12 protein-coding genes and 6 tRNA genes are annotated in these 13,457 nt (G+C 36.2%); 6 read left to right on the forward strand and 12 right to left on the reverse strand.

Annotated elements, in window-relative coordinates:
* Positions 1 to 287: 287 nt before the first annotated feature.
* The 3 genes from EPI11_RS05095 (at position 288) to EPI11_RS05105 (ending at position 3,781) form a co-directional block, all read left to right on the forward strand.
* The gene (locus EPI11_RS05095) at positions 288 to 1,751 is read left to right on the forward strand and encodes a phospholipase C (RefSeq protein ID WP_128388862.1); all 1,464 of its coding nucleotides are present in this window, start codon (positions 288 to 290) and stop codon (positions 1,749 to 1,751) included.
* A gap of 548 nt (positions 1,752 to 2,299) precedes the next feature.
* Positions 2,300 to 3,148, forward strand: a complete 849-nt coding sequence (locus EPI11_RS05100) for a hypothetical protein (RefSeq protein WP_128388863.1) — start codon at positions 2,300 to 2,302, stop codon at positions 3,146 to 3,148.
* Between the two features lie 213 nt (positions 3,149 to 3,361).
* Positions 3,362 to 3,781 carry a hypothetical protein gene (locus EPI11_RS05105; protein WP_128388864.1) on the forward strand — a complete coding sequence of 140 codons (420 nt, stop codon included), beginning with the start codon at positions 3,362 to 3,364 and terminating at the stop codon, positions 3,779 to 3,781.
* Positions 3,782 to 4,250: 469 nt separating this feature from the next.
* On the opposite strand, the gene EPI11_RS05110 is transcribed toward EPI11_RS05105, so the two are convergent.
* The 6 genes from EPI11_RS05110 to EPI11_RS05135 form a co-directional block, all read right to left on the reverse strand.
* Positions 4,251 to 4,323 (reverse strand) — tRNA-Lys (locus EPI11_RS05110).
* A gap of 29 nt (positions 4,324 to 4,352) precedes the next feature.
* A tRNA-Arg gene (locus tag EPI11_RS05115) sits at positions 4,353 to 4,426 on the reverse strand.
* A 52-nt stretch (positions 4,427 to 4,478) separates the two neighbouring features.
* A tRNA-Lys gene (locus tag EPI11_RS05120) sits at positions 4,479 to 4,551 on the reverse strand.
* 32 nt (positions 4,552 to 4,583) lie between these two features.
* Positions 4,584 to 4,665: transfer RNA gene (locus EPI11_RS05125), tRNA-Leu, on the reverse strand.
* A 57-nt stretch (positions 4,666 to 4,722) separates the two neighbouring features.
* Positions 4,723 to 4,795: transfer RNA gene (locus EPI11_RS05130), tRNA-Lys, on the reverse strand.
* A 31-nt stretch (positions 4,796 to 4,826) separates the two neighbouring features.
* Positions 4,827 to 4,899: transfer RNA gene (locus EPI11_RS05135), tRNA-Lys, on the reverse strand.
* Between the two features lie 228 nt (positions 4,900 to 5,127).
* Between EPI11_RS05135 and EPI11_RS05140 the strand changes: the two genes are divergently transcribed.
* Positions 5,128 to 5,643 carry a shikimate kinase gene (locus tag EPI11_RS05140; protein ID WP_128388865.1) on the forward strand — a complete coding sequence of 172 codons (516 nt, stop codon included), beginning with the start codon at positions 5,128 to 5,130 and terminating at the stop codon, positions 5,641 to 5,643.
* Here EPI11_RS05140 and EPI11_RS05145 read toward each other — a convergent pair.
* Both EPI11_RS05145 and EPI11_RS05150 read right to left on the reverse strand, forming a co-directional pair.
* Positions 5,640 to 6,137, reverse strand: a complete 498-nt coding sequence (locus EPI11_RS05145; RefSeq protein WP_128388866.1) for a phosphoribosyltransferase family protein — start codon at positions 6,135 to 6,137, stop codon at positions 5,640 to 5,642. The two genes, EPI11_RS05140 and EPI11_RS05145, sit on opposite strands and share 4 nt — an antisense overlap.
* Positions 6,138 to 6,192: 55 nt before the next feature.
* Entirely contained in the window at positions 6,193 to 6,585 is a 393-nt protein-coding gene (locus tag EPI11_RS05150; protein WP_128388867.1) for an RNA-binding S4 domain-containing protein, read from the reverse strand.
* Positions 6,586 to 6,665: 80 nt separating this feature from the next.
* On the opposite strand from EPI11_RS05150, the gene EPI11_RS05155 reads away from it, so the two are divergent.
* Entirely contained in the window at positions 6,666 to 7,625 is a 960-nt protein-coding gene (locus EPI11_RS05155; RefSeq protein WP_128388868.1) for an FKBP-type peptidyl-prolyl cis-trans isomerase, read from the forward strand.
* 61 nt (positions 7,626 to 7,686) lie between these two features.
* Here the strand turns inward: EPI11_RS05155 and EPI11_RS05160 are convergent, their stop codons facing one another.
* The 4 genes from EPI11_RS05160 to EPI11_RS05175 form a co-directional block, all read right to left on the reverse strand.
* The gene (locus EPI11_RS05160; protein ID WP_128388869.1) at positions 7,687 to 8,142 is read right to left on the reverse strand and encodes a hypothetical protein; all 456 of its coding nucleotides are present in this window, start codon (positions 8,140 to 8,142) and stop codon (positions 7,687 to 7,689) included.
* 214 nt (positions 8,143 to 8,356) lie between these two features.
* Positions 8,357 to 9,313, reverse strand: coding sequence for a transketolase family protein (locus tag EPI11_RS05165; protein ID WP_128388870.1), 957 nt, complete (start codon positions 9,311 to 9,313; stop codon positions 8,357 to 8,359).
* A gap of 105 nt (positions 9,314 to 9,418) precedes the next feature.
* A complete protein-coding gene (locus EPI11_RS05170; protein ID WP_128388871.1) occupies positions 9,419 to 10,267 on the reverse strand; it encodes a transketolase in 849 nt (282 codons plus the stop codon).
* A gap of 539 nt (positions 10,268 to 10,806) precedes the next feature.
* Complete coding sequence (locus tag EPI11_RS05175) at positions 10,807 to 12,129, reverse strand: serine hydrolase domain-containing protein (protein ID WP_128388872.1); 1,323 nt, start codon at positions 12,127 to 12,129, stop codon at positions 10,807 to 10,809.
* A 193-nt stretch (positions 12,130 to 12,322) separates the two neighbouring features.
* Between EPI11_RS05175 and tgt the strand changes: the two genes are divergently transcribed.
* Positions 12,323 to 13,453 carry a tRNA guanosine(34) transglycosylase Tgt gene (tgt, locus tag EPI11_RS05180; protein ID WP_128388873.1) on the forward strand — a complete coding sequence of 377 codons (1,131 nt, stop codon included), beginning with the start codon at positions 12,323 to 12,325 and terminating at the stop codon, positions 13,451 to 13,453.
* Positions 13,454 to 13,457: the final 4 nt, after the last annotated feature.

Consider the following 13,457-nt stretch of genomic DNA (forward strand, 5'->3'; position numbering starts at 1 on the left):
CTTGTTCTGTAAGAATTAAAAGCTGAATTATAATTAGTTAATGAAATGGTCAATATATACAGATGATTTATTGAATAGTTTTGTTTTAAAAGCTGCCCAAATGATTACTTAATTAATATAATTAATTTTGTTAGGGAATACATGATCTACTAAATTCTTACAATGAAAGTTTCGAGTATAAAAGGATCTATCTGTAACATTATACCCATTTGTAAATCAGGTATTTTTACTCTTACGAGTTGTTTGATAAAACGATAAATTAGCTGTCGACTCTTTTGCTGTAAATCATGACACAAAACAAAAATACTACCCAGACACAACAACCACTACCGACTATTGAACATGTGATTGTTGTAATGTTTGAAAACAGATCTTTCGATAATGTATTAGGCGGATTGTATCAATTTAGTCCGCGCTTTAATGGTGTACCTCCGGGCTGGTCAGTACCCTATACATTAAACGGAAAAACAACACAAATTTCCGCATGGCAGGGTAATGACAGCAGTACGCAGATAATGCCATTCCCTGATCCGCAAGAAGATCATAATGATATGGAGAGCCAGATTAACAATGGTAGTATGGACGGCTTTGCAGATAATTATGCAACGGTTTTGAAAAATCCAACCATTGATAGCGTAAAGCAGATTATGCAGTACTATACCGCCGACTATATGCCTGTATCGCATCGTTTAGCTTCAATGTATGCAGTGAGTGATACTTATTTTGGTTCCGGTCCGGTTCAGACGTGGCCAAATCGTTTATTTGCACATAGCGGTTCACCGGGGAGTAATTTGGGAGTATCTTATCTAAATAATCATGAATATCCCCATTATCCTGTAATTGACGGACAGCTGAAATGGAAAACGGTGTTTCAGTTACTTGATGAAAGATACCCAGGGCCTCAAAAAAACTGGAAAGTTTATTATGATGATGAGGTCCCTATCTCTGCACTTTTTGATTATGTTGATGACCGATGGAATAAATTCGAAACAGGAGGGAATGTCCTTGCCTATAAAAGTGACTTCCCGTCCATTTACGGTGATTTTTTCTCTGATGTAGCGAGTGGTAATTTACCGATGTATAGCTTTATTGAACCAAGATACCAGGAAAATTCTGTTGAAGGAATAATTCCTCCAAACAGTAATCATCCCGGTCCAGCAAGTATTCTTCCTGATAGTCATACTCCTATTGATGTTGTTAATGGCGAAACAATGTTGAGCGAAATTTATGGTGCATTAATTAATAATCCCGATCTGTTTGCAAAAACCCTGTTGATTGTTACTTATGATGAGCATGGAGGATTGTTTGATCATGTTGCCCCACCGGCTGCAATGTCGCCATTTGTTCCGGGTACGGTAACTAATTTTAATTATAATCAATATGGGCCAAGAGTACCGGCCATATTTATTAATCCATATATAAAAAGCGGAACGGTGTTGAGACCTCCTTCCGGTCAGTATTTTGATCATACTTCTATAATAGCAACGTTATGTGCCCAGTTTGATTTAAATGGACCATTAACACCGCGCGATAGGGTGGCTCCTGTTTTTAGCGGATTAATCTCTGGTGATATGAAAACATTAAATATTGATCCGGATTATACTCCGCCTGTAGAAAAAGAATTAAAAAAATTGTCCTATGCCAAAAACCATAAGTTTTTAAAAACGTTACCCAATGATAAGTATGGTTCACCTGCCTATGCCGTTTATCATACTGCATTTATAAAATATGCCGGAAAATTAAAAAAATAATAATAGTGTATTATTTATAAAAAAAAGAGGCAGCGCCTCTTTTTTTGTGACCATAATGGGGTAGGAGGGAGAAAGGACAGTGAGCTGTCACTTTTCTGTATGTTACATTACTCCTTTTATTTTTCTAAAAGTTATAGATATTCGTCTTTTTCGGGAATATTGGTATTTAGCCACTTATCATTTTTTATTGCCTTTATGCCATGTTTCCAATTATACCTTGCCTCTCCGCTTAATAGCAGAATACTTCGGGGTTGTAAAAATATTTCTTGTTGTATCGTATCTTTTGAAAATAGCATGATACAGGAAGATAATAGGCTTATTCTTCTTTTTGTTTAAACCAAAGATAAATCTTTCCCATTCTTCCATTATTACTATCTACTCTAAAAATTCCTGTAACTATGGAATCATTATTTTAAATAATAAAATGTAATGTAGCTAAAGTATTGAAATACTTTAAAAATTTCTACTTGTGCATATAAAATTGTTTTATTAATTTTATTCTTACAATATCTAGTGTGTAAATAACGCAGTATTTTAAAAAGTGAATTATGAATAATGAGTATTACGAAAGGTTAAATCTTGAATCTAATAAAAAGGTTTTGGAAATATATAGAAATCGAGATCAATATGTTCAGGAGGCTCAGGATGCAATAATTGAAATATTGAAAAAAAGAAATTTATACGAACAAGCTATCGAGCAGGACAAAAATGATGAGGTTGAAGACAAAAAATTAGAAGAAGAATCTATCCAAAGTTTTGAAAGCAAAGTTTTTGGAAACTATTTATCAAATATTGAGTTCGCTCAAAATTCCCTACAGGGTAACGAATACTTTAGTGCAAATTTTTCTGCTAATGAGAATAATTCTAGTGCTCTTGCCTTAGTTGCAGGTACACTTGGAACTGTAAGTCTTTTTCTTTTTTTAATGATGAATGAATATAAAAGCAATTTGATACTATATTGGGCTTTACCTTCATTACTTCTATCATTATTCTTAATCATTGGAATCAAAGGACACAGATCCAGTAAATCAACAGTTAAATTGCTTAGAAAGGGTGATAAGCAGATTGATTTAGAAATACAAACGAAAGAAAGCAAGGTCACAATTAATTATCCATTCAGATATGAATACTATTGGACATACTTACAAAATGTTAAACCAAGAATCAGACAGGTTGACTTATTTATTTATATCTATAAAGATAATAAAATGCTGATTTCTTTAAACGAAACTTTGGATGCCTCTAAGAATCCACCTCCTCATTGGAATTACCTTCCGGATGAGAAAGTAAAAAAAGAGCCAAGATTTTTGTTTTCTAAATACGGCTTTCAAAGTCCAAATTTGTATAAGCTGCAAAAAATATTAGATGGAATAAAAGAACAATATAAAGCAAATTAGACTTATATGAATGTTTTCTTACATTCTATAATTTCAGCCACTCTATAGTCCAGCATTTGAAAGCAAGAATACTTTTAATTGAATGTAAGTACATCCTTTTTAAACTAAGAAAAATTTTGTTAATTTTATGCCAAATAAAAGCTTAATATGAAAAGTATTTTCCTATATGTTATAATAGTTGCGCTTGTTGTATTGATCTAGGTGATTTTCATTATGAGAGGCAAGGCAAGGCGTCATAGTCAAAAAGGCAAAAACAATATTTTAGAGCTAAAGCCAGGCAAGGCTAATTATGAGTTTGACCTTGACCTTGACAGATCGCTTAATGATGGTGCTCTTCTAAAAATTAAGCAATTACTGGATCAAAAAAAATTCAGGATAATTGATGGTGTAGAGGACGGTATTATTGCCTATTCGGGCAAAAACGAAGATGCAGCACTGGGCGGATGGCTGAATATAGACCCTTTTACATTACCCTTCAGGATTGTGGTGATGAAGGATACAGACCATATAAAAGTAACGTTTGCCGACGATTACGGATTTCAGATACTTAATAAAAGTCAGTTGCAAAAGTTTAACGAAACATACAGGCCAGTTTTTACTTTCTACGAAGACCTGATTAAAAAACAGTTTTAGTAGTATGCTTTAGGATTTTGGGCTTTTCAGAAGACTCAGCATAAATACACAACTGATACCCTGGAAGGATATTAAATTACTTTTTTTCTTTAAAAACCTTGAACAATAATTTCGCTTTGTAAGTAGTGATGTATTGTATATACTGGTTTTTGAAAGTTTCCATTTCGTCGCGCTCATAGCCTTTATGTATTTATAAAAACGCTGAATTTTTGTGTTTCAGTAATCCACGTAGGATCTCTTTGTATATGCTAAAGAAGTAATCAATGACTCTGGAGCTTGCAGCCTTAACCTCGGTGGGTCTTGTCGCTATCTGGGTATGCGAATGCGATGAAAGTTTTGTTACCATACAAATTCAGATGAATTCGTATTTTGTGGACCACGATGGGATTCGAACCAGGTTTAGAGTCTTGTAATTAGTTTTAAATAAAAAAACCGACAAAATATAGTTTCGTATATCTTGTCGGTTTTGTGACCCGACTGGGATTCGAACCCAGGACCCCATCATTAAAAGTGATGTGCTCTACCAGCTGAGCTATCGAGTCTTGCATTATAAAATGCGTATGTAAACTTGTGACCTCGACTGGATTCAAACCAGTAACCTTCTGAGCCGTAATCAGATGCGCTATTCAGTTGCGCCACGAGGCCAATACTCTGTAATCTAAAAATTAAGCTTGGCGTGAAGCGGCTTAACTTTTTGTGACCCGACTGGGATTCGAACCCAGGACCCCATCATTAAAAGTGATGTGCTCTACCAGCTGAGCTATCGAGTCGTCGTTATTTTGGGAATGCATGTATCAATTTGTGACCACGATGGGATTCGAACCCATACGCCTTTCAGCACCACCCCCTCAAGATGGCAAGTCTACCAGTTTCTCCACGTGGCCAGATAGTCTTTAAAATAAAAAAAAGTTAAGCTTGGCGTGAAGCGGCTTAACTTTTTGTGACCCGACTGGGATTCGAACCCAGGACCCCATCATTAAAAGTGATGTGCTCTACCAGCTGAGCTATCGAGTCGTAGCTATCAGGGAATGTATATGTAAATTTGTGACCCGACTGGGATTCGAACCCAGGACCCCATCATTAAAAGTGATGTGCTCTACCAGCTGAGCTATCGAGTCAGTAAAAATTCATTCCCTGAATGCGGGTGCAAATATACGCATGTTTTATTGGTTATTCAAAGCGTTTCGGGCAGAAATTTTACTTTTTTTAAATATTTTTTTTAACGCCTTAATTTATAAGGTTTTATTGGGGTATTATTTTTAATATAAATTTTAGGTTATCTTTTATTGAGCTATTATTTTACATTAGTATGTGCTACATAATAAAAAAGTAATTAAAATTGCATCATGAAAAAACTTATACTTTGCGGTTATATGGGGTCTGGTAAAACAACAATTGCCCGTTTGCTTGCAAAAACTACCGGACTTACCTATATGGATCTCGATGAGGTTATAGAACAAAAGGTCGGTAAAACCATATCTCAGTTGTTTGAAGAGGATGGGGAGATTAAATTTAGAAAGCTGGAACATGATTGCCTTAACGAGGTAGTTAATGATTCAGACAGCTTTATTTTGAGTTTAGGCGGTGGCACACCCAGCTATGCTAATAACCACGAAGTTTTAAAAAGGGATGATGTAGTATCTGTTTATCTTAAAGCCAGCATAGGTGAGCTTATAAAGCGTATAAAGACACAGCCGGGACTACGCCCATTACTGGAAACTCTTAAAGAAGAAGAGATGGAGGAGTTTGTGGCAAAACATTTGTTTGACCGTAGTTATTACTACCATCAGGCAAAGCATGTAGTAGCCACCGATGGAAAAACACCAGAGGCTATTACTAACGAAATTATGAGTTTGTTTTAATCTAAATAAGCGTACTGCTCTTTCTCATTTAAAATGACCTGGATATTCTCTCCAAGTGATGTAGAAAGGGATAAACCTTTAAAATCAGCTTTAACAGGGTATTGCTTGTGGTTTCGATCAACAAGTACTGCAGTCTTGAATTTTTTAAGTGGTACTTCAAGAAAATGCTTTACGCCATATATAAGGGTAGTGCCGCTGCTAAGTACATCATCGATTAATACAAGGCTTTTATTAGCATATTCTTCGGGTTTCAATGAAGTGTATACAGGATATAAAGGCTTGGATTTATTTATTTTTACTTCACATAGTGTTACTTTAATATCAGATATCCTTTCCAGCTCTGCAGCCAGCTTTTGAGCAAAAAGATAACCATTAGAAGCAATGCCAGCCAGTACTACTTCGCTTTCATCTGGGAAAGTTTCATATATCTGATAAGCAATACGTCTTGTTTTATGGTCTATTTCCTGCTGTGTAAGGATTATATTTTTCATTATGCGGTATTATATTATTTTGTTCAAAGATAAAAAAAGAGTTGTTTGCGTGCGGGTTTTATTCGGTATCCTTATTGTCTTCCTCAATATCCAGTCCGTAATCATCAAGGTCACGGCGGTCTTTTTTAGTAGGTCGTCCTGTGCCGGTAGTGCGGTAATGGGCCTTAGAAAGTTTAAGCAGTTCTAAATGTTCAAAAGACTCCTGCGGTGTTTCATCTTTACGATAAATATCTACAAGCTTAGGACCCACACGGTTTGCAGGAATATCTAAAACAGTAATCATATACTTAATCTGATCACGGCGCACAGTTATCTTATCTGTTGGAAAAACTTCACGTGATGGTTTTGCCTGTTGACCGTTTACGGTAATGTGTCCTTTTTGGCATGCCTGTGTGGCAATGCTGCGGGTTTTATAGTAGCGTACGCACCATAAATATTTGTCAATCCTCATACTAATTCTTAAAAATCGTTGTTATTACCAATACAAAAATAAATGAAAATTGTATCTTGCGCCCATTAAATAAAATTAAAATGAATAGATTTTTAAAGGTTTTTGGCCTTCTTTCAATAATAGTGTTTTTTGCTTCATGTAAAAACGACGATGATGTTAAGGTTGTGCCGCCTAGGGACTATGGAATTCAATATTCTTCAGAGAAAGATACAATAGAGAAATATCTTAAAAATAATTATATTACAGTTGATCCAGTTACCATGGATGCTACATTTGGTCAATTGCCGGCAGATGGTTCTAAGACTTCAATATGGGATCAGACTGAATATCCATTAAAAAATAAAAAAGTTTTAGTTAAAAACGAAAAAGATGCCAGTAAAAATGTAGAATATACATTGTATTATATTTCTTTTCGTGAAGGTGTAAACAAAAGGCCTACAAGAGCAGATAATATTATTGTTTCTTTAAGAGGTTTGCTGTTAAATGGTACTCAGTTTGAGTATCAGCCTTTTCCTGATGAATCTAATTCATTAACGGCTTATGTGGTAAAAGGCTTCCCGGAGTTAATGCCTTTGTTTAAATCGGGTACTTTTACAGATGTTCCCGGTGAGCCTGTTGAGTTTGCTGATTTTGGTGCCGGTGTTATGTTTGTGCCATCAGGACTTGCTTACTACAATAAGCCGCCTAGTAATTTAGTACCTGCTTATGCTACCATGATATTTACATTTAAGTTATATGATGTAACGTATACAGACATTGATGGCGATGGTATACTTAATAAAGATGAAACTATTGAGGGAGTAGATCTTCAGGATTATGATACTGATGGTGATGGAACTCCAAACTATTTAGATACAGATGATGATGGTGATGGATACCTTACAAGAACTGAAATTACTATGCCTAATACAGGTGTAGGTTCTAATCCTCCGGTACCGGCAGTGTTATATGAATTTGCTAATATACCTATTTGTTCGGTTGGTGGTTTACCATTGCATTTAGACAAAGGCTGTTTTCCTGCGCCGAAATCCAATAAATAAAATAGTTTAAACATAAAAGATCCCAATCGTAAGATTGGGATTTTTGTTTTTTAAGCCATTGTTATGGAGTATAATTTGTCCATGGTGTTTGTGTTGTGCAAACCGGAATTTGGTCGTCCACACTAAGCTTATAGCCTTTTACAACGATTCTCCAGTCAAAGCACGTACCGGAAAGTTGATGAAGCGCATGTGAGTTTGTGTTGAATAGATCAATAGGGTAAGTTTCTATTAATTGAGGCGTACCGCCAAGACAATTAATATTAGTAACTTCTATTTGGGATTCATAGAATCGGGAAGGATTTTGCTCCAGATTTTTGTTCCAGGTAATAAAAAGTCTTCTCTTAGCGCCTATGGCGGTAGCATTAATGCCATTTTCGCCAGATATTGGTACGCATAGCGATTTAGGTGTTGCATCTTTAGAAGAAGCTTCTGTTTTGGTTACCGTGTTTTCAGGATCTGTAGAACAGCTTAAAAGTAGCGCGGGTATAAAAAGCGCCGATAATAATAATTTACGCATAATTAATAAAATTTAATGGTTGATGCCCCAAAATACTTATTTGATTAATTATGAGTCTGTTAAAATCGACTAACGATACTCTTATTTCGACAAAATGTAGTATAAGTACTATGATTATGATTTTTTTAAGATTTTGTTTTATGGTTGTGAATTTTAAATAAACAAAAAAATCCCGCTCATTGAGCGGGATTTCTTAGATATATAAAAGAAAGGATTATTTTCTTTTTACAACTTTCTCAACAGCTTCTACAATAGCCTGGTTGTTAAGTTTGTATTTGTCCATTAATTGAGCCGGAGTTCCAGATTCTCCAAAGCTGTCGTTTACTGCTACAAACTCCTGTGGTGCAGGTGTGTTTAAAGCAAGTACACGAGCAATACTTTCTCCAAGTCCGCCCAAAATGTTATGCTCTTCAGCAGTAACAATACATCCTGTTTTACCAACTGATTTAAGGATAGCCTCTTCATCAAGTGGTTTTATAGTGTGTATGTTTATAACCTCTGCAGAGATACCTTTAGCCTCTAGTGCTTCTGCAGCAACTAAAGCTTCCCATACAAGGTGGCCTGTAGCAACAATAGTTACATCTGTACCTTCGCTAAGAAGCGCTGCTTTACCAATAACAAAATCCTCACCGTTTTCGGCAGTGAAGTTTGGAACAGACGGACGTCCGAAACGTAAGTAAACCGGTCCGTGGTGTTTTGCAATAGCAATTGTAGCTGCTTTTGTCTGGTTATAATCACAAGTGTTGATTACTGTCATGCCCGGAAGCATTTTCATCAAACCTATATCTTCTAATATCTGGTGTGTTGCGCCATCTTCACCAAGTGTAAGACCTGCGTGAGAAGCACATATTTTTACGTTCTTGTCTGAATAAGCAACGGATTGACGGATTTGATCATAAACCCTTCCTGTAGAAAAGTTAGCAAATGTTCCTGTAAAAGGAATTTTACCACCAATAGTCATACCGGCAGCCATACCAATCATGTTAGCTTCAGCAATACCTACCTGAAAGAAACGCTCAGGGTGGTTAGCTTTAAAATCCTCCATTTTAAGTGACCCGATAAGGTCGGCACAAAGTGCAACCACATTTTCGTTAGTCTTGCCCAGTTCGGTTAATCCGGCTCCAAAACCAGAACGTGTATCTTTATTACCTGTATTTGTGTATTTTTTCATGTCTTTTTAAATAGTATTGAGATGTTAGTATTGAGTATTGAGATGGCCGAAGCAGTCTATTGTCTAAAATCTATTATCTCAATTCTCATGTCTATTATCTAAAAATTAATAATCGCCAAGGGTTACTGCATTTTGAGCAAATGCTTTTTCAAGCTGCTCATCGTTTGGCGCTTTACCATGCCAAGCGTGCGTGTTCATCATGAAGTCTACACCATTACCCATTTCGGTATACAATAGTACGCAAACTGGTTTTCCTTTACCCGTTCTTGTTTTACCTTCAGTCATACCGGCAATGATAGCCTCTATATTGTTACCTTCTTTGATCTCTAACACGTCCCATCCAAAAGCTTCAAATTTTGCTTTTAGGCTTCCCATGTTCAATACTTCGTCAGTAGGGCCGTCAATTTGTTTACCATTAACGTCGATAGTCGCAATGTAGTTATCTACTTTGTAAGCCGATGCATACATCATTGCTTCCCAGTTTTGTCCTTCCTGTAATTCACCATCACCATGAAGGCTGTATACAAGATGTTTGTCACCGTTAAGTTTTTTAGTTTGAGCAGCGCCAATGGCTACGCTCATTCCCTGGCCTAGTGATCCTGAAGCCATACGTATACCAGGTAAACCTTCGTGTGTTGTTGGGTGTCCCTGAAGTCTTGAGTTAAGAAGACGGAAAGTAGCAAGTTCAGCTACCGGAAAGTAACCGCTGCGAGCTAAAACGCTGTAAAATACAGGAGAAATGTGGCCGTTAGAAAGGAAAAACAAATCTTCGTTAATTCCATCCATGTCAAAACCTTCCTTGCGATCCATTAAAACCTGGTAAAGGGCTACTAAAAATTCTGTACAGCCAAGTGATCCACCTGGGTGACCTGAATTTACAGCATGCACCATACGAAGGATATCCCTTCTTACCTGAGTCGTTAAGTCATTTAGTTGTTGTGTGTTAGGCTTCATTTTGTATGTTAAAGTTAAACTGGTGCAAAAGTAATTGTTATTTTCACGACTGGCAAATTAATTTAGGCATCAAAAATCAAATGGCAGATGCTTTGTGAATTGAAGCTAAATGGCTGTTATTGCATTGATAAAGTGATTCGGTAAGTGGCTAATTGTCATGGTTCTCTATTTTCAAATACGGCATTGCAAAGTTCGGGACATTTTTTTGAAATTTTACGGTAACCGTTCTTGCACTAAAATGGTATGGCTTTTACAAAAAACCGAATTGCCGTTTTTTAAATATTTCAATTTCAATTTTAAATTCAAATACAACTTCATTTACAGTGTTTGCTTTAACTTTTGCTTTGGCAAATATTAAAGCAAATTGTTAGCTAAAATTGTTTTTTGATAGTAAAATAATGATTTTATTCCACAGCTTAAAAACAAAAAGAGGAACATTAAAAACATTTGAGAAGCCTTTTGTTTATTGAGACTATGTAAAAAAACAGCCCCGATATGGTAAAACATATCGGGGCTGAAATATTGTTATAGTAAATGTGTTATTTTCCTTTTGTAAAAGTAAAAACACCACCACCTTGTTTTAATACCATTTGATTTTGCTCGGGTTTAAACTCAAGCAATATACCCGCCATTTCGAAAGCAAATTTATCTTTTGCAGTTCCATCAAGGGGAAATGCCGACTGACCTGTAGCTTGTGCCATTAGTGTAGTTCCGTCTTTTGTAATGGCAATAGCTAAAGGTATCTGTGCAGAAGTATAGTTGCCTACATATTTATCTAAGTCTGCACTGCTGTTTGTAAAAGTTTTAAAGTCAGGAATCTCAAAAGGTTTGTTATTCACCCAGCTTAGTACAGCAATAGCGACGTCATTATTTTTTGAACCGCCGGCATTAGATGTTAATGCAAAAGTAATTTTGTCTTCGGGGAAATAAGAAAGCAAAGATGTAAAACCATCAATACCACCTGAATGTCCAAATCCGGTTTTACTATCAAAAGGGAATTTAAATAATCCCATTCCGTAATTGTCTTTTATCGTTTTCATTTGATCCAAACTGGCCATCGAAATGATCTTTCCTGAAAATAGAGCTTCAATAAATCGTGACAAGTCATTAGGAGTAGAGACTATTCCGCCTGCTCCCATAGGGATAGAAATGTCGGTTTCAGGTTCTTTCTCCTTAGTGTCATTCGTTGCATATGAGTTAGCTTCGTTGTTTGCCGGATTGATTTTACCACCAAAATAGGTGTTTTTTAAACCCAGTGGCTTTACAATGTTTTGATCCACAATTTCTTTGTAAGGTTTCTTGTATGCTTTTTCTAAAATGTAGCTTAACAGAACATAATTAGAATTGCTATAATCTGCTTTACTGTCTGGTTCAAACTCGCTGGCAGGTTTAGCAATGATAGCAACCATTTCTGCCTGCGTTTTAGCATTCGTCATCCATGTTGTATATTCAGGATCGTTAGTAAAGTTGTGAATACCGCTGCGGTGGTTTAGCAAATTAGAAATTGTTATTTTAGATGCATTAGGAACCGTAGGGAAATAAGCAGCTAAATTATCTGTCAGTTTTAATTTTTTATCTTCAATCGCCTTAAAAATAAGTGTTGAAGTAAAGGTTTTAGAAATGGAACCGATCCTGAATTTCGTATTATCATTGATCTTTTTATTTGTAGCAGCATCTGCGAAGCCTACAGATCTTGAATAAATTGTTTTTCCGTCTTTTGATACAGAAACACTTCCGCTAAATTTATGGTTGGTTTCAAGAGCATTAAAATATTCATCCAGTTTTGCTTTGTCCTGAGCGTGTATAACACCTGGCAGCGTTATAAGGGAAAGGAACAGTAATGAGAAAATTTTGTTTTTCATAAAGTTTATGTTGGTTATAGGGTATATGACGTTAAGATATTGATTTTTGTTACAGGAAATGTGGAAATAAATTAACAGGTGCTTTCTGGTTTGTGTAAAAGAAAATCAAATTAACAGGTAACTTTAAATTAAATCACAAATCGTAAAACTAAAATTATAAATGGATTATCTTTGCACGCTGTAAAAGAGACCTATGAAATTTGATTTACTTACAAAAGACCCGCAGTCCAAAGCGAGAGCGGGTAGCATTACTACTGATCACGGAGTTATAGAAACACCTATCTTTATGCCTGTGGGCACTGTAGGAACGGTTAAGGGCGTGCACCAGCGTGAGCTTAAAGACGACATTAACCCGGATATTATATTAGGAAATACCTACCATTTATACCTTCGCCCGCAAACAGAGATTCTGGAAAAGGCAGGAGGATTACATAAATTTATGAACTGGGACCGCCCAATCCTTACGGATAGTGGAGGATATCAGGTATATTCTCTTTCGGCAAACCGAAAGATCAAGGAAGAAGGGGTAAAGTTCAAATCGCATATCGACGGGTCGTACCATTTCTTTTCTCCCGAAAGCGTTATGGAAATTCAGCGTACCATTGGTGCCGATATTATCATGGCTTTTGATGAATGTACACCTTACCCATGCGATTACCGTTATGCAAAGCGTTCTATGCACATGACGCACCGCTGGTTAGACAGATGTATTACACATCTTGATAAACTGCCGTACAAGTATGGATATTCCCAGGCATTCTTTCCTATCGTTCAGGGAAGTACTTATACTGATCTAAGACAACAATCTGCCGAATATATTGCTAATGCAGGAGCTGTAGGTAACGCTATTGGCGGACTGTCTGTAGGTGAACCTGCCGAAGAAATGTATGCAATGACCGATGTGGTTTGCAGTATACTTCCGGAAGATAAACCGCGTTATTTAATGGGAGTTGGTACGCCTATAAACATTCTTGAAAATATCGCTCTTGGTGTAGATATGTTCGACTGTGTTATGCCTACCCGTAATGCCCGTAACGGAATGCTGTTTACAGCTCACGGTACTATAAATATCAAGAACAAAAAGTGGGAAGATGATTTTTCTCCAATTGACGAGATGGGTATTACTTATGTTGATACTGAATATACAAAAGCCTATTTAAGACACTTATTTGCAGCAAATGAGTACCTTGGTAAACAAATTGCAACGATACACAACCTAGGTTTTTACATGTGGTTGGTTCGTGAAGCGAGAAAGCATATCTTAGCTGGAGATTTCCGTCAATGGAAAGATATGATGGTAGTACAAATGAACCAAAGACTATAAATTA

The organism is Flavobacterium cerinum (genome assembly GCF_004028155.1).
Classification (GTDB): domain Bacteria; phylum Bacteroidota; class Bacteroidia; order Flavobacteriales; family Flavobacteriaceae; genus Flavobacterium; species Flavobacterium cerinum.